The organism is Faecousia intestinalis, assembly GCF_040096185.1.
Taxonomy (GTDB): Bacteria; Bacillota; Clostridia; order Oscillospirales; family Oscillospiraceae; genus JAZOXB01.
Map to the genome: position 1 here is coordinate 1 of NZ_JBBMFF010000221.1, position 22,322 is coordinate 22,322.

Here is a 22,322-nt window from a genome sequence, read left to right on the forward strand (position 1 = left end):
TTTGGCTAGCCCTTCCCGCTACCGGGCGGACTCGGGACTTTCACCCTATAGAACGTGCGCTCACCGGGCGCACATAAAGCAGCCGCAGGCCCGTTACCGGACCTGCGGCCTCTTTTCGTCAAAAACGCCGCTGCAGGCCTTCTGCAGCGGCGTTTGGTTATTCAGCAGTAAAAATCGCGGATCTTCTTGGCGCGGCTCGGGTGACGCAGCTTTCGGATCGCCTTGTTCTCGATCTGGCGGATGCGCTCGCGCGTGACGCCGAAGATCTGGCCGACCTCCTCGAGCGTGTGCGTCTTGCCGTCGTACATGCCGAAGCGCAGGCGCAGGACGTCTGCCTCACGCTCTGTCAGCGTGTTGAGGATCTCGCTGAGCGCCTCGGCCAGCAGCGTGTTGCTCGTGGCATCCGCCGGGCCCGGCGTGTTGTCATCCTCAACGAAGGAGCCGATGGTCGTATCCTCCTCGTCGCCGACCGGCGTATCGAGCGACAGCGTGTCCGCCGCCGTGCGGTTTGCCTCGATGATCTTCTCGATAGGGAGGTTCAACTCCTCGGCGATCTCCTCGAGCGTCGGCTCGCGGCCGAGCTCCTGCACGAGCTTGCGGTTGCAGCGCGTTGCCTTGTTGATGACCTCCACCATATGCACCGGAACGCGGATCGTTCTTGCCTGATCGGCAATGGCGCGCGTGATCGCCTGCCGGATCCACCAGGTCGCATATGTAGAGAATTTGTTTCCCTTTGTATAGTCGAACTTGTCCACCGCGCGGATCAGGCCCGTGTTGCCCTCCTGAATGAGGTCGAGGATATGCAGGCCGCGGCCGGAATACTTCTTCGCAATGGAGACGACAAGGCGCAGGTTCGCCTCGGTCAGCTTGTTCTTGGCCTCCTGATCGCCCTCGGCGACGCGGCGGGCAAGATCCTGCTCCTCCTCAGCGGAGAGCAGTGGCACCTGGCTGATCTCCTTCAGGTACATGCGGACGGGATCGTCCAGATTATATTCTGCTGCCAGCTCGACCGGATCGACCAGCGATTCTTCCTCATCCAGGTCCGCGCCGGTCATGTCGAGGTCGTCCAGCAGGCCCTGCATCGGGTCGGAATCGTTCTCGGTGTCCCCGCTCACGATCTGAATGCCGATGGATTCAAACGTGTCGTAGACCTGTTCGATCTTATCCACGGAAAGATCCATTTTTTCCAGCGCGGCCATCAGCTCCGAGGAGCTGAGCATGCCATCGCGGCGGCCCTTGCTGATGAGCGCGTTCAGAGGAGCCATCAGTTCCTCTGTCGATTTTCCGTTTTTCTTCGAGGTAGCCATAGCGCACTTCCTTGCAGCTTGATAAGATGCGCTCTTTCGGGCGCATCGGAACTCATTATACCGCGTTTTCTGCGTCAAAGCAAGAGTTTTTCAGAATTTTTATCGAAAAAACGCAGAAATATTCCCGTTCTGCCGCAGCCCGCAGCGCATGGCCTTTTCCGTCCGGCTATTTCACAGGATTCCCGGTTCGATCTCACAATATACCCGTCTGCTCGTCTTTTTCTGCGGGCTCCGGATCGGGCAGGACGCCATGGTTAATGAGCTCGCAGCGGTTGATGGGCGTGCCGAGCGCGTAGAATTTTTCCTCGTAGCCCGTCATGATGCCGACGGGGCCGTTCTCGTGCAGATTGCGAGTCAGGTTGCAGATCTCCAGCCCGCAGGCCTCAAATTCGCCGAGCGACCACTCAAACAGCGGCGCATTGTCCGTCTTGAAGTGGATCTCCCCGTTCAGGCGCAGCACGCGCTGGTAGCTCTTCAGGAAGGTGTGGAACGTCAGGCGGCGCTTGGCGTTCTTTTTACGCGGCCACGGGTCGCAGAAGTTCAGGTAGATCAGGTCCACCTCGCCCGGCGCGAAGTACTCCTCCAGTTTGGCGGCATCGATGCTCAGGAAATAGACGTTTTTCAGTCCCATGGAAAGGGCCTTCTCCATCGCCAGCACCAGTGCCTCCTGCACGCGCTCCACGGCGACGAACAGAACGTCCGGCTCCAGCGCAGCCGTCTCGACCGTGAACTTTCCCTTGCCGCAGCCGATCTCCAGCCGCAGCTCGCGCGCCTGAGGCATCAGCGAGCGCCAGTTGCCGCGCAGATAAGCCGCGTCCTCCAGCCATACCGACCGGCAGGCCTCCATCCGCGGCGCAAGATTCTGTCTTTTTCTCATTCTCATGGTGATTCTCTCCCGGATCCATTCTCGTTTTCCTGCATTATACCAGATTTTCGCACGCCCGTAAAGGGAATTGTGATCTCAGCCGTAGAAAAGCTTGCATTTCTCCCCCGTCCCGTGTATAATATTAGGGCAATATCCCCGGGCGTAGCTCAGTTTGGTAGAGCGCTAGCTTTGGGAGTGCCGTGGCGGTATCCGGGACGGGACAGGGAAAAACGCCGCAAAGCCTTGTGACGCCTGCGTTTGCGAGATTTCCACCGATTGCCGAAAACGGTGCAAAAGCGGCTTTGACCACAGGAATGACCACAGACAGAAAAATCTTTGATTTTCTCCCCCGCCGTGATATAATGGCAGAAATTGAATATCCGGGTATAGCGAAGTTGGTATCGCGCCTGGTTTGGGACCAGGAGACCGTGCGTTCGAGCCGCACTACTCGGACCAAAATCCCTCTGAAATCAGCGATTTCAGAGGGATTTTTCTTATTCTTTGTCTATTGCGGCGCAAGTGGTGAGCTTGTCATTCTCAATATATTTTTCGTCAAGTTTAGACTCGTTGTTGTAATTTTTGCCGTATTGTACTATAATAAATGCGGTAATATCGGGGAAGGAGCATGGTATGAAAGAAAACAAATACCTAAAATGGTTGCTGATTATTCAATCTTTTTTACCTCTCTTTTTGCTTATACTAATTAGATGTTTTTGCTTGAACAATTTTAAACTGGTTTCTCAGTTTTTTATAAGGCTATTTCAAAAAGATTTTGGAGTTATCTTAATAGCGTTAAACCACCCCGATTTGTTTTCGGTAATCTTGCTGTGTCTAAGCGTTATCATGCTTATTATCGGCATAATGATTTACGTTCTATTTAACAAAATTCAAAAATTTGGGTTTTGTGAAGAGCATGAGAATATAGCTGTAGATGCTGATGTGACCGAGAACAGTGTTGCTTTTTTTGTAACATATATCACACCTTTAGTTTTGGACGATATAGGAAAGAAAAGAGGTTTTCTTAGTTTCGCAGCGATTTCTATAATGCTCATATTACTTATGCGAAACACTAATTTATATTATCAAAATCCTTTTCTAACAATTCTGGGATATAAAAGTTTTAACTTTCACTTTCCGAGCGATGAAAATAGCGTATACATTGGAATAACAAGAGGAGACTTCGACGCCGAAAAAATCATCAAACGAAAGCGAATCTCAGATAATGTCTATTTAGTATATAACAAGAATTAGGTGGTGAAAACGAATGTCGACAACTCTTCAGACCAACGAATTAACTTTGCGGACATCCATTATCCAGAAGATTAATCTGATTTTCAATGATGAAGAATATACCTTTGAAGCTTTTATCTGATGAAAGGTAATCATATTCTAAAGAAATTTGTCCTTTATGAGGGAGTACCTCAAAGGAGAAATGATACATCTGTGAATTTTAAGAAAAAACTCCAACTGTCTATCGCTGAATCAATTAGGCGTAAATTTGCAGATGAGTCCGCTGAGTATGACCATGTCGACAATATTGCTAATAATCAAAACAAGTTCTATGTTATCCCTCAAACAACTGATTATTCACCTTTTGCTGCAGTCTGTACAACGATTCAAACCTATGATAGCTATCGAGTTACTGACCGCGAAAATGCTGAAGGTATTTTTTTCCGCTATCAACGCGGAGAACAGATAATTTGGGCTTACCAGTATTTTTGGCCTAATGCCATCCCCAACAGGAAGGGGTTAGCATTTCATGTCATTCCTCAAGATGATGTCTTTACAGAATTAAAAAAGCCTATTTTAGCAATTAGTCAAAAGGTTGATTTGCTGATTATTGACAACAATATCATCACAAATGACATTAATCTTCTCCAAACGCACTACGATTTCGAACATTATATTCGAGTTTCGGCGCGAAGTGTTGCGTCTGAAATTACAACACTTAGTTTAGTTTCAAACATGGATAAAGTAGCAGACTATATTTCGCGAAGCAAGCTGACTTATGCAAAAAAGATGTTACGCATTAAAAATTCCAAAGTGCTTACTAAAAGCAAGGAGGAATTATATCTTAAAATTACAACGCTTCCCCGATGGAGCGGAAAATTTGACTTGGATGTGGAAACCCATACTATCGTATTGAGAAATTACGGTCAGGTAGAAAACCTCATTGATTTGCTGGACGAGCGGTATACCAGGTCTGATGTAACCGATGAAGAATACGATACCAGTGCCAAAAAGTGGGTTGAACCTGCTTCTCAGTAACCTTGTTTGCTTAGGTCAAAATTATATCAAATTTGATATAACATTTTTGTATTAATCTGAAGATATCGAGTCAAAACTACCATCTCAACAACAGCAAACACCGGCATGGGGTGGATTCTTAATGCCCTATGTCGGTGTTTTCTTTACTTTTTGCACTTCTTCCCCCGCCCATCACCTTCGTCCAGATTTATCAACCGCTTTGAATCCACAATCTTTGCCTTCAGCTTCTCCTCGCACTCCTCGCAAGTATGTGCGTAGGCATCGTGGGCGTGTTTCTTGCCGTCGAGCCATTTGGAGGAATAGCGTCCCTCAAAGAGATGTTCGTTGATTTCAGTGACGTAGCTGGTGCCGGACTTGCGCTTCGGCCCACGTAGGGCTTGGAGTCGGTCATCCTCGGCTTTTCCGCCATGGCCGGGTCAGTTTCCTGCCCCGGTTGTGAAGCGTCCTCCTGCGGCGCTGCTTTGCCGGTGCAATGGTTGATGTTGGCAGTGATGGTGCGTTGCATGTCATCGGTAATGTGAGTGTAGACATCCAGCGCGATGAGGCAATCTTCCTTCACTGGGGACGAGAGAGTCCACATTCTTCTCTCTTATACTTCAACAGCACTTCCACCATGGTGGGCAGCAGGATGATTTTGCGGATGGAGTTCTCCGTCTCGAGCACGCTGGTTACATGACAAGAATGTAGTTAAGAGGCTGAAAATAGAAGAGAGCATTACTTCTATCTTAAAGTGCTTTAGTTGGATGGTAGTATCACATTTATCTTAGGACTACCAGTTCACCGCTATGACAGTATAGCAAATCATATTAGGAGGGATATATCATCTATGGGCCCAGGAAAAGCGTTCGAATTATTTGTTAAGCGTATCCTTATTCATATTGGATTTTCCGAAGTAGTATCTGACGGTTTGTATATCTATGATGGGGCTCCCGGTCAAATGATTCAGGGACTGGGTGAGGCCCATAATGCAGATGTATTACTGGAGCCGCCAGTCCAAACCCCCTTCTATTCAAAGACAAGACTTCTTATCGAGTGCAAAGATTATAGGAAAAAGATTAGCCTTAATGTAGTAAGGAGTGCTCTCGGTTTGCGAGAAGATATCAACAATTTCAATATTGTCGATATGGCCGAATTGGCAACTCGCCGCCGCCAAAATCGTCGAGCAAATCCACCGGTTTTTGATAGATATTCCTACCAAGTCGCAATTGCGGCATTAGCCGGATTTACGACGCAAGCGCAAGAGTTTGCTGCTACATATCGAATTCCCCTGATTGAATTCAACAAACTTCCGTTTTGGAGCGCTTTTTGTCAGGCAATCGGATATGATAATTTTAATTTCAATTCCAGAAGAGTTAATTTTGATATGATTGATACTGAAAATCAGTTACTTGAATTAGCAGATAGAATCGGTCAGCGTATGGCGGTGGCAATTACAAATTCTGGGCAAATGCTATTTTTGTACCATGTAACAGATGGACGCATCAATTTTAACGAATACTATTCGTTACATTGGGTGGATCCCCAAAAGCCTTGGATTTTAAGGTCTGGCCACGAAGAATATCTATTTCAGTTACCAGAAAGCATACTAAAAGAATGGTTAAATAAATCGACAGATGAGCTTGAAATGAAACGTGAGGCTATTAACTGTAAAGCCAATTTGCTTTCCAACATGGTAGTTTATTATACCGAGCATGGTCAACCAGTAATTAAGATGATATCTATTGATCGTTTCCAGTTGGAAGACGCGATCAAACGTCTAAGGTAAAAGCTCAGATTTTATATCGAATTATCCCCGACATAGGTACCAATGAATTGACACCCATGTCGGGGATAAGTTTACTTTCCAACCCGCTTGCCCTTCTTCTCCTCGGGCGGTCGCCCATCGTCCTCGCCCAGATTCTTCAGCCGCTGCGCTTCCGCAATCTCTGCCTTCATCTCTACGATCAGCACCTTCAGCTTCTCCTCACATTCCTCGCGCGTATGCGCATACACATTCCGCGCGTGTTTTTTGCCGTCGATCCATGTCGGGGAGTAGCGGCCTTCAAAGAGGTGGTCGTTGATCTCACTGACGCAGCCGGTACCGGATCTGCGCTTGCGGCCCACGTAGGGCTTGAAATCGGTCATACTCGGCTTTTCCGCCTGGGCCGGGGCAGTTTCCTGCCCCGGCTCTGAAGCGTCCTCCTGCGGCGCTGCTTTGCCGATGCCGCGGTCGATGTTGGCGGCGGCCGTGAGCCGCATGTCATCGGTAATGTGGGTGTAGATGTCCAGCGTGGTGGCCGCCGACACATGCCCCAGCATGGCGGAGAGCGTTTTCACATCCATGCCGTTCTCCAGTGCCAGCGTTGCGAAGGTGTGGCGCAGATCGTGAAAGCGTACATGTTTGCATCCTGCGTGCTCCAAGATGAACTGCAGTCTGCGGCGTACCACGCCGGGTGTAATGGGACAGTCCTCCTTGACAGGCGACGGGAACATCCAGCGGGAGTCCACCGTCTCTTTGTACTCCCGCAGCACTGCTACCACAGCAGGCGGCAGGACGATCTTGCGGACGGAGTTCTTCGTCTTGGGCGTGCTGATTTGAAGCTGGCCCCGCACATCGTAGACCTGCTTGTTCACATTCAGCACGCCGGTCTTGAAGTTGAGGTCATCCCACTGCAGCGCCATCAGCTCGCCCCGGCGCAGGCCGGTAGCCAAGTCCAGAAGGAACACTTCGTAGTAGCCCTCGAACTTTGCTTGGATAAGAAACCGTTGCAACTCCTCCCGCGTCAGCACCTGCATCTCCCGTGCCTTCTTCGGCGGCAGCTTGCAGCCGATGGCGGGGTTTACACGGATCAGTCCATCCTGCACCGCTTTCTCCAGCGCGGAGCGGCAGGTGGCGTGGCACATGCGCACCATTCGGTCGGACAGTCCTTCGCCGTACTTGTCGGTGAACCGCTTCCGGCCGCTTTTCTTGAGCCGACCGTAGAACTGCTGCAGGTCATTCTGTGTCAGCTTGTTCAGCGGGATGTCCCCGATCTCCGGGATGATGTGCAAGCGGATGCGGCTCTCATAGGTCTCCTGCGTGGTGGGCCGGATCTTGGGCTTGGAGTGATTCTCGTACCAGTATGTCAGCCAGTCCCCGAAGGGCATCTCAGACCGCACTTTTTCGGGCTTCAGCCCGCCGCATTCCTCCTTGAGCTTTTGGAGCTTCTCAACGCACTCCTTCTTCGTTTTAGCGAGAACATTTTTCGTCTTGGGATAGCCGTTATCATCGTAGCCGATGACGATGCGCCCCTCCCACCGACCGTCCTTGCGCTGTCTTACCGTTCCGTCTCCGGCTTTTCGCTTTCTTGCCACGGTTTCAACTCCTTTCCGAAGATGTCCTCCATGAAGCCGCCCACGATGCCAGAGGCTGTCTTCTGCATATCCGATGTAACATGGGTATAGGTGTCCAGCGTGAAGGACGCATTGGTGTGGCCCAGGATGCCCGACAGGGTTTTGGCATCTACGCCGCTGGTGAGGGCGTGGGTGGCGAAGGTGTGGCGCAGATCATGAAAGCGGATGCTGGGGAGTCCTGCCCGCTGGAGCAGCGTCTTCATATGGCGATAAGCCGCGTTGGGATCGACGGGATCTTCCGGCTTCACCGGATCCGGGAAGATCCATTGGCTGATGGCATCCGCCTTGCGCCGCCGTAGGATTTCGGTCACGCTGTGCGGCAGAATGATGGTACGCATACCTTGATTGGTCTTCGTCTCGCCGACGGTGTATTCGCCCTTCCGCTGGCTGTGGAGGGTTCGACATACCTTCAGCGTACCGGTATTCCCATCGAAGTCGCTCCACTGCAGACCGCAGATCTCGCCGCGGCGCAGGCCGGTCATCAGCTCCGTTTGGAAGAAGTCCCGCCACACCTCGTCCCGCTCCACCACCGCGAGAAAGACGTCCAGCTCCTCGCCGGTCAGGATGCGCTTGGGCTTGTAGTTGGGTTTGGGCGCCGTTGTACCTTCGGTGGGATTTCTGGGAATGACATGGGCCTGCACCGCGTCTTTCAGCGCGGCGTGGAGGGTGGTATGGATATGGCGAACCATGGAGTCCGAGAGCTGATGATCCATCTCGGGATGCTCGTGGATGCGCCCCTCCGTTTTCAGGCGGCGGTACATCCGCTGGATGTCCTGCTGAGAGATAAGCGAGATCTGCTTGTCACCCAACTGCGGCTTGATGTAGTATTCGATGTAGCGGCGGTAGCCCTCGAGGGTACCGGGCCGCACCGTGCCCGCCTTGTACTCTACGAGCCAGCGATCCAGCCACTCCCCCAGCGTCATGCGGCTGTCCTCGGTCAGCTCCACATCACGGTAGCACTCGATGTTCTGGTGGAGCTTGTCCAGCAGTGCCTTTTGCGTCTTGGCGTAGACATGACGGAACAGCGGCTCGCCGTTTTCCTTGTGGCCAATGACGATGCGGCCTTCCCAGCGTCCGTCCTCCCGCTTGCGTACCATGCCGTCACCGGCCGGTCTTCGTTTTGCCATGTATTTCACTTCCTTTGGATTCATTTTCTTTTTGCAACACAAACAACTACCACACTTTTGCGGAAATAGCTATTGCTTTTCTCAATTCTTTTTCTGCGTTTTGAAGTGCAAATTAGGTGTAAATTGGATCAAAATCGGGGCATGGGGCCGGTAGAGCGTCGGCGGAAACCCTTGAAAACACTGAGGAAACTGGAACTCGGAGCGTTCCACAGGGTACAAACTCCCGAAAGGAGCGTTCCTCTGTCCCCGGTCACAAACCCTTGAAAATGCCCGCACTGCGGGCATTTGTGGGACGGACCGGGGCGTTTACGACCCCGGTCCTTTCTCCTGCTTTTCTTTCGTCGGCGGCAAATCGGTCCGATTTTCGGTCATCCCGCCCGGTCAAGCATCCACGGCGCATCACCCCCTTCCGGGCAGAACACACTGCGGTAGGTACTGATGTCCGGCACCATGCCCTGCTCCAGCATGATCTCACTTTGCAGCAAGCGCACGCACAGCTCCGCATAGACACTTCGCATTTCATCTCTACACCGACGGGCAACGGTCTTTTGCTCATCGGTCAGATCACCGTAGTGTTCATCGCAGAGGAACAGGCGAAGCTCCTCTGCGTCGATGGGGTCGGCATGATCCTTGTTCCACGCCCACCGGATGTAGCGCACTGTGTCGTGTGTGCGCCGAAGGACCATCATCGGGTCATGGTCCACGATGAAGTTTGCAATCTGCTGCATCATGCGCTTTCTTCCTCCTTCTTCTTATTCTGCTGATTCAACTCGGCCAGCCGCTTCTCCGCCCTTGCCCGCTCCATGTCACGCTCCGCCTGAAGGAACTGCCGATGGTAGTTCAGCTCCAACGCTTCCTGAATGGGACGGATGGTGTAGATGAGACTTCCGTTGCGCACACGGCCATCCTTCGTTGTGACGGTGCTGGGTTCGGTACGGATGAGGCCCTTCTCCTCCAGACCGGCCACATACTTTCGCACAGTGTTTTCACTCAGCTGCACCGCCCGGCCGATGGTGCGGTAGCTGGGATGGCACTGGTAGGTCCTGCGATCTTCGCAGCGCAGGAGATAATTGTAGACGGCGATCTCATGAGAGCTGAGGCCGAGATTGAAGACTTCGTTTGGAACAAGGTAGTAGTGCTTGTTCGGATCCCGCTTGGGCCAGCGCTGGAACATCAGGCGTCACCTTCTGTCTGCGTGTCTACCCACTGACGGAACTTTTCTTTTGGCACCACGATGCGGCTGCCGATCCGCAGTGCTGGGAAGCCCGTTTCGTGCATGAGCTCGTAGGCGCTGGAGATGGACACGCCCAGCACCTGCGCCACCGTGTTCGCATTGAGGAACAGCGGCAGCTGATCGTAGTTGGTGAATGTGGATTCTTGCATTGGATTCCTCCTTTATAATTTTTTGTTGAGAGCTGCAAGCAAAAAGCTCCCACTGAAAAAGTGGGAGCAGTATCCTTATTGCAAATTTAGAACCTCATGATAGAATAGAAGCATCAGGAGGTGAGCCGATGCTACTGGTGAAATACAGGATCTACGAGCTGTCTGCCAGAGCCGTGATCAGTTACGGCAGAGAGCAGGACGGTGCATACACCTTCCGTCTCAGCGCCGCTGAGACAGAGAAATGCAAATCACTTTCCGCACCCCACGAGCAGGACGATAACGCACTGTTCTATCAGATCATGTGCGTGCTGCACGGCGATGCCTTCACCGGAAGATCCGGTGGGCAGCTGGTGACTGACCTCTCGGACATCATTTTCTATATGGACTTCTCCGGTATCTTCGACCGGAGCGGAGCCAGAAAGAAACACCTGATCCGGCAGGAAAAGGCCAAGGCCCTGTTCCGCCCCGAGGGCGTGAGCCTGGATTTTGGCCCCGGCCCGCATCGCTACCTCGCCTTTGAGCGTTCGGGCAGCATGAGCCGACAGGCACGGCTGTCCTTCATCCGGGAGGATTTTTATGATACCGTGCGCCGCCGCATCATGATGGATATGACCATCGGTGACTGCCAGCTCAGCAAGCTCTACGCCTACAACGGTCTGATGCTGTCCAGCGGTATCCGCATTGACGGCATCGGCATTGACCAGCCCCACCGGGTAGCGGTCGTTGACAATCCGGTACGAACGCCCCCACCCACAGAGGTGATCACAGTGGAGGACGACGGGACGCAGAACAGCACCCGCAAATATCACCGGGTGGAAACGATGGCCGATGTCGAGGTCACCTGCTTCGACGGCGAGGGCCTGATCTCCAAACAATATGCCCGGCTTGTTGACGAGAAGCTATGCGGGAAGAAAGTCCACACCTCGTTTCAGATCCGTATGCCATATGTGAAGGGTATGCTGCACGAGGTAGATTTCAAGGATTATCTTGACCGCAGCGGTGCGGACACCATCACCGATCTGTGGGGCGTGCAGCATCCGATTCAGAAGGTCGATATCATCCTTACCAAGAGTATGTTCAAGGGCTGCGGCTGGCTGACCGGAAGCGGTATGAGCTGGGAAGACTATTGGGTGGTGTTCCGCAAGTACCGCCACTCGCTGTACATCACGAATGTCAGCAAGGAAAAGCCGGAGAAAACGACAGAACTGAACTATCAGTTTTTGAATACGGTATCCCTCAAGGCGGATGAGTTCCGCCCCGCCGATCTGCCGGACGGCTGGGATCACAGCCCGGAGACGGACGAGCGAAATTGGCTCACCAAGCAGACGGAACTGGCGTATTACAGCTTCTGTGCCGACGAATCGTTTCGGCAGAATTATTTTCTGGAGAAGTTTGAGCGGGTCAGCTGGTGGGAACGGCATCAGGGCAAGGATCAGATCCTTGCCGCCGTGCTGAAAAAGAATCCTCGTTTCATCAACGAACCGATTTATGCCAAGCGGCTGGAGGCCGAAGCCGATAAAATCGCAGAGCAGTACGCCGTCGGCCGGCTGATCGTAGCAGGAGACAACCGTTATCTTTCCGGAGATCTGCTGGATTTTCTGAACTGCCTGCCTGTTACGAAAACCGGAACAAGTAAAAAAACGAATACCTTTATCAATTTTCGCTGGGGGCTGGAGTTGAACCATCAGAATTTCTTTGCTCCGGGCGCGGCTTACCAGTCCGGTCATGTCTGCACGCTGCTGCGCAATCCACACATTGCCCGGAATGAAGAAATGCAGCTTTATCCTCTTGAAGACAGTAAAAATCTACGCGATCAGTATCTCGGCCATCTGACGGATGTTGTTATGGTTGGCTACACTTCACTCGCCGCGGAGCGTTTGGGCGGTGCCGACTACGACGGCGATATGATCAAGACGATCAGCGATCCCATTTTGAACGAATGCGTGAAGCGAAACATCTATCACGATCCTCCGCGGCCGCGGAGCGTATTTTCCAGATCACACAACCTGCCGCTGCTGATGATCCCCACGGCCCAGCCACAGATCCGCAATGCCGATGACTGGGAGGCCCGCTTTGAAACGGTTCGCAGTACCTTCTCCTCCCGCGTCGGCCAGATCTGCAACGCCGCGCTGGACCGCAGCATCATTGCCTACAACGAAAACTCCGACGTCGAGGAGCGTGAGCGCTGCCGGGAGGAGACGGAGACATTGGCCATCCTCACCGGGCTGGAGATCGACTCGGCCAAGAGCGGCATCCGCCCGGATCTGGATGAGTACCTGATCCATAAGACCGTCAGGCGCAGCGACTTTCTCAAATATAAAACGCTGGTAGAAGAAATGGAGACCCGGCGTGCCTGGTATGAGCCTACCCATGCGGCCAAGGTGAAGGCGTTTTTCAAGAAGGTGGATTGGAGCAAGGTGGACTCCAACGTGGAGCGCCTGCCGTATCTGGCGCAGCAGTTGAAAAAGAACACGCCGCATATCAAGGCAAAGCCCGCCAAGGATGAGGAACTGTTTTCCTTTGCCCGGCAGCCGGACTGGAAGGAGCATCTGAATTCCGATAAGCTGGCGGCGGTGGATGCGCTGCTGCGGGATCTCGATGCCTGTCTTTCCCGCATCCGAGCCTGCCGCGTTCCAGTGAAGGAGAAAAAGCGGAAGAGCGATGTGGAGCGCATTCTGTATGCCAGAGGGCAGGAGGATGAATACGATCCCGACGAGCTGTACGCCCTGTTCGGCAACCTGCCGCCGGAAAGGGTGTCCGCTCTGCGGCAGGCCATGCGGGAGCAGGCCTGGCACCTCATGGACGAGGATGCACGGGAGCGCTTCCTGCGGGAATGGCTGCCGGAGCCGGAGTTCGAGGATGTCTTCGATCTGCTGACCGATTTCCGCTTCGGCGGCTATCGCATCCTCGGAGACATTGTCTGCGATATGGAGGACGAGAACACCGGCAGGGAGAAAAAGCAGCTGTTCCGCGAAAGCGACTCGAAAGCCTTCACCGCCATGATGAGAGCCTTCGCAGACAAGTCCGCCTCCCGGAGCTACCGTGATGCGGTGACGGCCAAGTGCCGGGAGCTGCTGACTACTATCGTAAGACCGACTTTGGCCGTGCGCTATGTGGTAGCCCTCGGCAGGCGTGACCTGCTATGGGATCTGCTGCCGGAGTATATCGAGAAAAATGTTCTGGAGGTGCAGGATGATTAACGAATGGGAGGAATTCTGCGCATATACCGGAACGGTTTCCTATACCGCCAGCAAGAAGAGCGACACGACCTGGCTGGGCCGGTTTACCTTTGCCACGATCCTGGAGTTTGAGGGGATGGCGCGGATTTTGACCATTCTGGCCCGCGGATATCTGTTCCACAGCAAGGACGGCGCGGTCGTTTCGGGAGATACGCATGACCGGATCGACTACGCCCGCCGTGCGCTCTGCGCCTGGTGCAGTGTGCCGGATGATGGAAAGCGTGTGCAGGGTAAGGAGTGGCAGTTCCAGACGGATTTTTCGGAGCTGCATACAGAGTTCCCGGAGCTGGTGGATGCGGATGGGGTCGGCTGGTTCCTCCGTCATGTGCTCCGCACGGCGGACTTCATGCTGGCGCGCCCGGAAAAGGTGCGCAGCACCTCGCTCAAATATGCGGAGGTCATTCGCTCGAAGTTTGCCGCCGCATGGCGAAGCAAGGTGATACAGTATCAGATCCCGATTTTCGCGCCCCAAACCAAGGGCGCCTGGACGCTGCGTTTTGATGATGTCCTTGCCGATGCGCTGGAGCTTGGCCCACTGCGCAAAGAGGGACCGGAGCTGCCGCCAGAGCTGACTGAGAAAGTGAAAGCGGCGCTTCCGAAGGAAATTCCATCCGAGGTTGTCTGCACTCTGATCCGCTATTACCTCACCAACCGGCAGGATGATAGCGAATGGGTCGTCCTGCCGGTGGCAAGCTTTGACGCCTACTTCGGGGACACCAGCTTCAGCAAGAAGTATCTGCCCAAAATCCCAGCGGAGATCGTGGAGCGGAGCAACGCCTTTGGCATCAGCCGGTATCGGGTCGCGGAAGAATGTCTTCCATAAATACGGACAGCGGGACAAGCTTTTACGGCCTGTCCCGCTGTATTTCCGTCTGGATATTGAAAGTATTTTCCTTGTCTATGGCGGTGCAGTCTTTGAGCTGCCGCGCAATAGCACTGACTATGAAATAATTACTATTGCATACAGATCTACTTTCCATTGTTAGTTATCTCTTTTATTAAATCGTCAAACGCCACCTGAGGATTACCATGTCGTATTTCACATTCCCAAATAATGATTACTTTCCACCCCAAAGCTCGGAGTTTCAAATAGTTCTCCTTGTCTCGTGATCTGTTATATTGAAATTTCTTTTCCCAAAATTCCGTATTGCTCTTTGGCGGCACAAACCATTTGCAGCCCTCATGTGCATGCCAAAAGCATCCGTTAACAAAAACTACTGTTTTGTATTTAGGAAGAACAATATCCGGTTTTCCAGGTAGATTAGCAACATTTTTTCTATAACGAAACCCTTGAGAAAACAGGTACTTCCGAACCGTTTCCTCCGGTTTTGTATCTTTGCTCGGAATATGCGACATGTTTTTACTCCGCGCTTCTTTTGATCTATTATCCATAATGATATTACCGAATGAATTATTCAATGCCGTTTTCTTTCAGTTTATTTAGGACAATATTTATTTCCTTGACTTGCTTGGGGTAAAGAGATGTGTAAACAAACTCACAGTATTTAACTGCATTATCAATAATACTCAAGTCTTTGCTGCTCAAAACATTTTGACTTTTTCCCTTTTCTGCGAGGCTTTTCCAATAGTCACTTCCCTTTCTGAATATTCCCAGTTCATCTTCAATCCCTGAGGCAATTCTTTGATCCTTTTTTGCTCGCACAGATTCTTCCTGTTTTTCCGCAGGAGTTATCAAGACACCATAACCGTCTTCGCTGAGCGTATAATTCTGCTTAGCAACATTTGTCCAACATTCTTCTCGCTTGCAATAGCTCTCGATATTCGCAGTAGGACGGTTCTCATCATACATAACATCAAATGCAATTTTTGAGATCGCAGCAATATCCTCATCAATACATGACGGAACTTCTTGCAAGTCCCAAATTAGCCTATAGTTTATTTGCTTATTTACTTTTTGGGCCACAAAAACAAGTTTTGCAAATGTATAAGCAATCAGCTGAGGGCGGTAGGCTCTGTTCTCCTGATACCAAACCTGATTAGAAACGATGTTTCCAATATGCTCAAACAGAATCTTCTTTCCAATCAGTTCCTTGTAAAACAGTTCGTTATATACGCTATTATCCTTGTCCCACTGCTTCACCATATTATTATGAAAATGTGCTGCATTGACCTCACCGCCCCATGAAACATAGTGTGGAAGTATATCTGCGGCATTCATATACTTGGCAAGATCTGCAAGCGTATACTTTTTTGACTTAGGGCGTACAAGTTTATAATCCTCGCGCTGGGCTTTTGTCATCTGCATAAGCGGTTGCTCATACTGTCCTCTCGTGCGTTCAAAGAACCAAAGCGTCTGCACGATTTGACCTTCAGCCGCTGGCGCATAAACTTTTCTTGAGTATTCTTCAACACGGACATAGAAAGGATGGCTGGAATTAAGATCTGCGGTCTTTACCTTGTTTTGGCTATTAGCATATGTTGCAATGCAGCGAATCAAATCAGGATCAGATTCTTTGAGCACTGTAAGTTTCATTTGGACATAGATACCAGAGAGATCTGCATTGTTCTTTATACTGGTTGCCGCTAAAGTAGCTGTAGTTTGACCTCCATTTATTATCTGCAAGTTGGTGAAGGCTGTGATTATTAGCTCGCCGTTCTTTCCGCGATCAACCTCTATTGCAGATGCTGTAGTAGAAATTCCATTATTGTATGTAAAAAATCTGGATTTTTGATTGAGAATTGTTCCACGTATGCCTTTATTAACCCCACCGTTAAATTTCAAAAATGATCTGACATTTGACTCAAGGAGCGAGGAACTATATTTTTTATAAATATCCGATAGAAATTTGCCGGGAACAATCGCAAGGTAGGAATCATACTGTTGGGTATCGATATCAGCTTTGATGCACGGAATACCATCGATTCCATAGTCTTCGCAGCAGATAACAATGTCTTCTTTCTTAAATCCAACCATTTTTGATCGGTAGATTTTCTCTATATCCAAGACATCTAACACAACTTCAACCGTGCGACCATTCCAAGATAATGGCTCGACAGAAAGTTTCTTAACGGTAGAACTTAGCTTATCTGTGCTTATTATAAATAGATGGATCTTCCCTATATAGTCGAAGTTTGCCTTAATGTTCCTCGCTAATTGAACAGCCGGATCCGACAGCTCTGCGTTTGCAAAATGTCCCTTCAGAGAATTTACGAGAAAATTAAGTAGAAGCCGACTTTTGGCCGAAATGAAAGTGTTTGTAATACTCTTGACTGCTCCGCTATTATAATCAGCATAAAGGAGGTTCAATGTGTTGGCCGGCAAATCCAGATAAGCAGCATCAATTCGCATGCTCTTCGAACCCCTGCTGTATTCATAGTAACATTGCTCCATGCCGCCAACCAATAAATAGTCATTCTGAAGAATATCGACGGCATTTTCAATAAACACTTCGATAGGATATCTTGAAGTGTTCACGGCTTGTGCATTAATATCTTCATTAATATAGCTTTCTCTGAATTCGTCGACCGAAATCATAGTTATTCCTCCGCAAACCGTTTAATGGCAGCTATTGAAATATCATAAGATATATTGCTTATTTCAGGGTAAGGAATTTCGTTGATAGTTATGCGCGGGAAGCCATCTATAACGCAATACACTTTTAGATCCTTCACATCAAACTTGGTTGAAAAGGCAGAATCTGAAATGGTAATTCCATATGACGCCACTTTTGAGCTAAAAATATTTTCAATTGCTTCATCTGATATAGACTGTAAAATACTTTCGAACAACTCTAAGATACTTGATTCCCCATTGGAAAATTCGCTTGCCATTCGTTCAACACGAATAACCGCAAGATGGCCCGGGACATCAGAAGACAATTGTGCTACAGAGCTGATATGTATATATGAAGAATTTGCACCGGCAGTTTTAACTTCATACCATTCTCTTCCTATTGCGTAGTCTTTGCTTAATGATTCTGGACCACTCCACGCTCGAACCGAAGCAGGAATGCCGTGTTTCTCGAACATATACTTCTTCATGAAATACAGTTCGCCAAACAATCCTTGTATTGTCTCAAAGGGGACATTTCCTGTCGGCTCATTTTTAAAGAGAGACTTCCAAATGATATATCGTATTTTTAGCCTATTAAGTGCATCGTGCTCGTCTGATGCCCCTTCAATCGCCTCCAGCAAATTCGAGCAAAACGAATAAAAAACGGGCTCAGCTTCTTTATTTAAGAGATCAAAGCATGTCCAATAAGTCCCACGGCACTCCTCTCCCTGCGTTACCCTCAATTGTCTTGTAGACTCCATTTTGGGCCCGCTGCATAATGACAGGATAGAAAGGCGCAAATGACCCTCGTCACTCAATCCATAAAAGACTCCAACCGGGGCATTTACCGGAATTTTCCTCTGATTTCCAAAGGACTGTTGCGATAATGAATTATAGTATTCTTCAAAATTAATCGTCATAGTCCTCTTCCCCTTCGCCATCATCATCAATTTCCATATTGGCATTGATTTCGTCGAGTTTTATACGGTTTGCCCGGTAGGTTACCATAACGCCGGATTCTTTTTTCGGAAATCCAATTGCGAATGCAAGGAGAGGTTCTCGGTTATTCCCAACATCCTGCTTAATTTGTGCTTTCAGTGCGGCAACTTTTTCCTGCTCATACAAAGACAGTTGTTTCTTCTCTGACGCAGTGTTATCACAGCTCAAATCAATCGGATATATTACGAGGATTGGATTTACTCTATATCTCAAATAGTCATTGGCCCCAAGTGATGTATACTGCTTGCCGTTTTTTGACTGAGCATTTTTTTCTTTAAGAATATGCTCGCGGTCACCCTCGGTAAGCCATAAACCGGCATTTAGGATCCCGGGTTCCATAACACGGTTATTCGATCCACCAATTCGAATGTATGTGTCTCCTGCATTCTTAACATGAAAACTACGGATTGCAGGTTTCAATTGCATATGCCCCACACTGAATGGGAGATTTGTTGAGTCACCTGTAGCAATCACAACATCCCATTCCTGAAAAACTTCGCTGTTTTCAATGTATGCTGAAAGCCCTTCTGTATCAAATTTTCGGTTCACATAGGAAATTTTCAAATTTCTTATAAATTCTGCCACATAAAATTTTGAAACTGAGCTCGCAATATATCGTCCATTTGTTTCTTTAATGTCGAGCTTAGCAGCAAAACTGTTAAAGGCATCCCTGTTATGACGATTAACTGCAGCATCTCGTAAGAGCTTAGAGGTGTCTGCATAAACGCCTCCATAATTAAGATGGTATTCAATCACTTCGGATGCTCTCATTTTGTTTCGTGCGGTAACAAGTAAAGTAGTATCCAGAGTATCTGGCGATTCCTTGACCATCAAGCCAAAGTCTTTGGGCTTTTTGTCTTGCCGCTCCATTTCTTCAAACTGCTGGCGCAAATCGTCGACTGCATCTAAAACAGCATCGAAACGGTCAATATTCTCCTGCGTTAAATATACACGGCACAAGTCTTCATATTTTGGACGATATCCAAACCAACGGCACATCTGCAATAATGTATCGTATGCTCCAGCATTTCTGCTATAATAGCTGATCATTAGTCCCTCTAATGTCAAGCCTCTGGAAAGAACCATCCCTCCGATTGCAATAACACGGGCACCGGTAGTATCGTAATCCTCATAGTCAAACCGTTTGCTTTTCCCTCCGTCTTTTACGCTCATTTTACCGTTTTTTGAGTTTATTACGACAACTGAAACTTGCTTTATCTCACTATAAAGTCCATTCTGGATTTGTTCCCAAGTGATAGGTAAATATCCTTTCGAATTATCCCCCTCTCTAATTGCAGTATAAAAACTATCTTTGGTAAAAAGATCAAAGATTGCTTTCATATTTTTATTTGCAATAAAACATTCAACAGGCCCACTACTCAACTGTTCAATTTCATTTGTCAGAATCTCTATGTAAGTTGAAACATACTCTTGAATTTGAGCTTGGACATCGTTGTATCGAGTAATGTTTATCATCATTGAGCGGTGCTTAATTTTTTGACCGCGTAAAGTACGGATTACATTGTTAATAAGGAAGCTATGGATTGCTTCTTTCATCGAGTCAGCCAATCCCAAATATTCCACATACTTGTCATGTATAACAGGAAGAAAATACGGCTCGTCCTCTTTAATTTCACGCAAGCACAGAGGCAATGTCTCTGAATTTCCGGGAAACACTACCCGTCCGCCCCAATATGTACTCGGAGCATTTAGCTGTACAATAAAATCTGATGGAAATAGGTCTAAGTTCGCAGGATCTTTGTCATCAGGGTTGATAAAAATGTTAGCAAACGGTGTTGCGGTGTAGCCAACATAAGAGGCTATTGGGAACTTATTAAATATAGCACGGATACACCTGTTAATTGCAGTTGGATCTTTCTCTGGTTTGTTTGTGTTCAGAGAAGCGTTATCTGCTTCGTCATCAATAATTAAAATACTTTTAGAATCCAGCCCCTGTTCGCTTAGCTCTGATTGCAGCCGTTCGCTCACGCTTTCTAATATGCTTTTATTCTTTTTTACTACCAGAACAACTGGCTTATTGTAATCTGCAATGGTGGCATTCAAATTCTTTTGTATAAATTTTGCGAAGTCATTATTCTGATTCGTAAACGGCACTGCATAATGCTCATGAGCGGAAAACCCAACTCCAATATACTCTATCAAATTTCCAATCGAATCACTTTTCGCGCCGATAACTCCCTTATCTGTTCTCTTCTGCGTTTGAACACGGAGAGAATTTGTCGTTCCGGCCAAAAGTACAACGATTTTGTATCCATAGTCGTAGGCTAAGTTAATAAGGCCGAGATAGTTGGCTGTTTTGCCGGATTGAACATCACCAACCACTAAGCCTCTCTTTTTATCCGCCTGAGATCTGGGATTTGCACAGTATGCCAGGACCTCCTCGCAGGAAGCTTCAATGTTGTCGATAGTCTTCCTATCAAATCCGTCTTGCCGCAAATAAAGCTTATATCTATCGAAAAAAGGCCGTGGTGTAGTGCCCTTCAATTTATAGAGCCAGTACTTCGACTGCCTGTCAGCCGCCAAAACATTCGGAGCGTATGTCTTAATGCCAACCTCAATTTCGTACAAATCTATAATGCTCTTTAATATATCATTATACTCCGATAATTGATTGACATCTTGTGTTCCTGCAGTAATGGGAAGAAGAAGCTGTGCTTGCTTTATCAAATCAGAATGTGTTTTCTTCTGTCCTTCGCAAAGGCTGTACAGCATATCAAATGTTTTTTTAACAAGGGCATTATATCTGTTTGTTGCATCAGTCATCACTCAAAACCCTCTTTCTAATTTCTTCTTTGTGTTTAAGTAAACGCTGATATGCTTCTGCCATAAACACATCTTCAAACATTTTCTTCCTTTTGCCGGGATCACAAAACGCAAGAATGGCTTCTATTTCTTGGATAAGTTGTTCATCTTCGTAATCAGCTCCTGAATTAATAATTGTTAATGCGTCCATGCTATCGTTCGTAATAGAGTATTTAGGGAGATAGCATTCGATTTGAGATAGCGCAATGTCTAACAATTTCTTTTCAGCCTGCCCAAGTGCTTCATTAAGCGCTACAATTGACGGTGTGTCTCGATTAATCTGATATCGAATTTTTCCATCGTGTTCATTTATTCGATCCCATACTTTAAACGCAACAGACTGCTCTTTGGTACCGGGAAATCTCGTGGTTCGTTTGCTTCGAATAACGGAATCATCGACAGCCATTTTTATCATGTCTTTTATCTTATCAGGAATTTTGGCTGACGACTTTTTTACATCCAGCATCCAAACAGAATCCAGTGCGGACGGAATATCTACTTGGATCCGGGCAAGTTTATTAAGCTCGCTTCGAATCCCCATATGCATCCAACTGCCCCATGAAATCAGCCTTCTATTACGATACAAATAGAATCCCTGTTCATCATAAATGCTCTTTGGATTGCCGAGCAGCGCCTTTTCTTCCGGGGTAAGCGTATTCGCAAACGGCAAAGTATACGGAATTACAGTGATTATAGCTCCGTCGACGTTTATCTCTGATTTGCGCCCAGTTTGCTGCCGTCCAATTGAATCCACCAAAAAGGGATCTCGCTTTTCAATACGCTTGCCATGATAATAAATTTGAATTGTCTTATAATAACGATGAAATACCAATTCTGTATGCTTCTTTGATTCTGCAACTAACCTTCTAAAACTATCTTCAAAGTTTTTCGCAAGATTCTCTATCTTGTCAAACTTAGTCCAAACTACTAATGTACCAGTCTCGTACTCTGCAAGATTATGTATTGAGGGAAGTGCATTAATCTCTTCAGAGTTTAATACTTTTAAAAGCAACCGGTTTTCTTTATCAATAACATCTAAATCAAATGACATTGCACGGATTTTTCCAAACTTCTTGCTCGCAACTGTAAATTCTCTACATTGAGAAAGCGACGCAGATTTTAGGCCGAGGCCAAATCGCCCTAATTCTTGCTCACATTCAGCTTTTCCAGAACGGTCAGAACCTGGAAGCATTGCATTGTCGAGTTCTTTTGCGGACATTCCGCAGCCATTGTCCAAAACGCAAAAGTAAGGATCGGATAAGGGATCAGAGAAAATGTTTATCTCACTGGCATTGGCTGAAATACTGTTGTCAATTATATCAGCAACTGCAGATGAAAAGCTGTATCCAATTGCCCGCAGCCCAGTCATTAATGCTTTTGCAGGAAATTGCCGTTCAACCAAATCACTCATAAGGCCCTCTCTTG

General features: G+C 48.4%; 17 protein-coding genes and 1 tRNA gene. 6 read left to right on the forward strand and 12 right to left on the reverse strand.

The window, feature by feature from the left end; translation table 11 throughout:
• Positions 1-161: 161 nt before the first annotated feature.
• Together rpoD and trmB are read right to left on the reverse strand one after the other, a co-directional pair.
• Complete coding sequence (rpoD, locus tag WMO66_RS08160; protein WP_349135924.1) at positions 162-1,307, reverse strand: RNA polymerase sigma factor RpoD; 1,146 nt, start codon at positions 1,305-1,307, stop codon at positions 162-164.
• Positions 1,308-1,500: 193 nt separating this feature from the next.
• Positions 1,501-2,190 carry a tRNA (guanosine(46)-N7)-methyltransferase TrmB gene (gene trmB / locus WMO66_RS08165; RefSeq protein ID WP_349135925.1) on the reverse strand — a complete coding sequence of 230 codons (690 nt, stop codon included), beginning with the start codon at positions 2,188-2,190 and terminating at the stop codon, positions 1,501-1,503.
• 362 nt (positions 2,191-2,552) lie between these two features.
• On the opposite strand from trmB, the gene WMO66_RS08170 reads away from it, so the two are divergent.
• The 4 genes from WMO66_RS08170 to WMO66_RS08185 all read left to right on the forward strand — a co-directional run bounded on the left by WMO66_RS08170 (position 2,553) and on the right by WMO66_RS08185 (position 6,205).
• Positions 2,553-2,628: transfer RNA gene (locus WMO66_RS08170), tRNA-Pro, on the forward strand.
• Between the two features lie 174 nt (positions 2,629-2,802).
• The gene (locus tag WMO66_RS08175) at positions 2,803-3,423 is read left to right on the forward strand and encodes a KwaA family protein (RefSeq protein WP_349135926.1); all 621 of its coding nucleotides are present in this window, start codon (positions 2,803-2,805) and stop codon (positions 3,421-3,423) included.
• Positions 3,424-3,615: 192 nt separating this feature from the next.
• Positions 3,616-4,440, forward strand: coding sequence for a DUF4868 domain-containing protein (locus WMO66_RS08180; protein ID WP_349135927.1), 825 nt, complete (start codon positions 3,616-3,618; stop codon positions 4,438-4,440).
• An 826-nt stretch (positions 4,441-5,266) separates the two neighbouring features.
• Entirely contained in the window at positions 5,267-6,205 is a 939-nt protein-coding gene (locus tag WMO66_RS08185) for a hypothetical protein (protein WP_349135928.1), read from the forward strand.
• 71 nt (positions 6,206-6,276) lie between these two features.
• Here WMO66_RS08185 and WMO66_RS08190 read toward each other — a convergent pair whose 3' ends face one another.
• The 5 genes from WMO66_RS08190 to WMO66_RS08210 all read right to left on the reverse strand — a co-directional run bounded on the left by WMO66_RS08190 (position 6,277) and on the right by WMO66_RS08210 (position 10,322).
• Positions 6,277-7,773 carry a tyrosine-type recombinase/integrase gene (locus WMO66_RS08190; RefSeq protein WP_349135929.1) on the reverse strand — a complete coding sequence of 499 codons (1,497 nt, stop codon included), beginning with the start codon at positions 7,771-7,773 and terminating at the stop codon, positions 6,277-6,279.
• The gene (locus WMO66_RS08195) at positions 7,737-8,939 is read right to left on the reverse strand and encodes a tyrosine-type recombinase/integrase (protein ID WP_349135930.1); all 1,203 of its coding nucleotides are present in this window, start codon (positions 8,937-8,939) and stop codon (positions 7,737-7,739) included. The genes WMO66_RS08190 and WMO66_RS08195 overlap by 37 nt, the downstream gene beginning before the upstream one ends.
• Positions 8,940-9,307: 368 nt before the next feature.
• Positions 9,308-9,670, reverse strand: a complete 363-nt coding sequence (locus tag WMO66_RS08200; RefSeq protein WP_349135931.1) for a hypothetical protein — start codon at positions 9,668-9,670, stop codon at positions 9,308-9,310.
• Entirely contained in the window at positions 9,667-10,113 is a 447-nt protein-coding gene (locus tag WMO66_RS08205) for a helix-turn-helix domain-containing protein (RefSeq protein ID WP_349135932.1), read from the reverse strand. The genes WMO66_RS08200 and WMO66_RS08205 overlap by 4 nt, the downstream gene beginning before the upstream one ends.
• Positions 10,113-10,322 (reverse strand): helix-turn-helix domain-containing protein, encoded by a 210-nt coding sequence (locus WMO66_RS08210; protein ID WP_349135933.1) that lies wholly within the window; start codon positions 10,320-10,322, stop codon positions 10,113-10,115. The genes WMO66_RS08205 and WMO66_RS08210 overlap by 1 nt, the downstream gene beginning before the upstream one ends.
• A 128-nt stretch (positions 10,323-10,450) precedes the next feature.
• Between WMO66_RS08210 and WMO66_RS08215 the strand changes: the two genes are divergently transcribed.
• Complete coding sequence (locus WMO66_RS08215) at positions 10,451-13,522, forward strand: RNA dependent RNA polymerase (RefSeq protein WP_349135935.1); 3,072 nt, start codon at positions 10,451-10,453, stop codon at positions 13,520-13,522.
• Positions 13,515-14,384 (forward strand): hypothetical protein, encoded by an 870-nt coding sequence (locus tag WMO66_RS08220; RefSeq protein ID WP_349135936.1) that lies wholly within the window; start codon positions 13,515-13,517, stop codon positions 14,382-14,384. The genes WMO66_RS08215 and WMO66_RS08220 overlap by 8 nt, the downstream gene beginning before the upstream one ends.
• 146 nt (positions 14,385-14,530) lie before the next feature.
• On the opposite strand, the gene WMO66_RS08225 is transcribed toward WMO66_RS08220, so the two are convergent.
• From WMO66_RS08225 to WMO66_RS08245, 5 genes are read right to left on the reverse strand one after another with little or no spacing between them, the layout of a single operon-like run.
• On the reverse strand, positions 14,531-14,953 hold the full coding sequence (locus WMO66_RS08225; protein WP_349135937.1) for a very short patch repair endonuclease: 423 nt from the start codon (positions 14,951-14,953) through the stop codon (positions 14,531-14,533).
• Positions 14,954-14,972: 19 nt separating this feature from the next.
• Positions 14,973-17,057 carry an AIPR family protein gene (locus WMO66_RS08230; RefSeq protein WP_349135938.1) on the reverse strand — a complete coding sequence of 695 codons (2,085 nt, stop codon included), beginning with the start codon at positions 17,055-17,057 and terminating at the stop codon, positions 14,973-14,975.
• Between the two features lie 2 nt (positions 17,058-17,059).
• A complete protein-coding gene (locus tag WMO66_RS08235) occupies positions 17,060-17,995 on the reverse strand; it encodes a PD-(D/E)XK motif protein (RefSeq protein ID WP_349135939.1) in 936 nt (311 codons plus the stop codon).
• A complete protein-coding gene (locus WMO66_RS08240) occupies positions 17,985-20,858 on the reverse strand; it encodes a Z1 domain-containing protein (RefSeq protein ID WP_349135950.1) in 2,874 nt (957 codons plus the stop codon). Before WMO66_RS08240 ends, WMO66_RS08235 begins: the two co-directional genes overlap by 11 nt.
• A complete protein-coding gene (locus WMO66_RS08245) occupies positions 20,851-22,308 on the reverse strand; it encodes an ATP-binding protein (RefSeq protein WP_178300866.1) in 1,458 nt (485 codons plus the stop codon). Before WMO66_RS08245 ends, WMO66_RS08240 begins: the two co-directional genes overlap by 8 nt.
• Positions 22,309-22,322 lie beyond the last annotated feature (14 nt).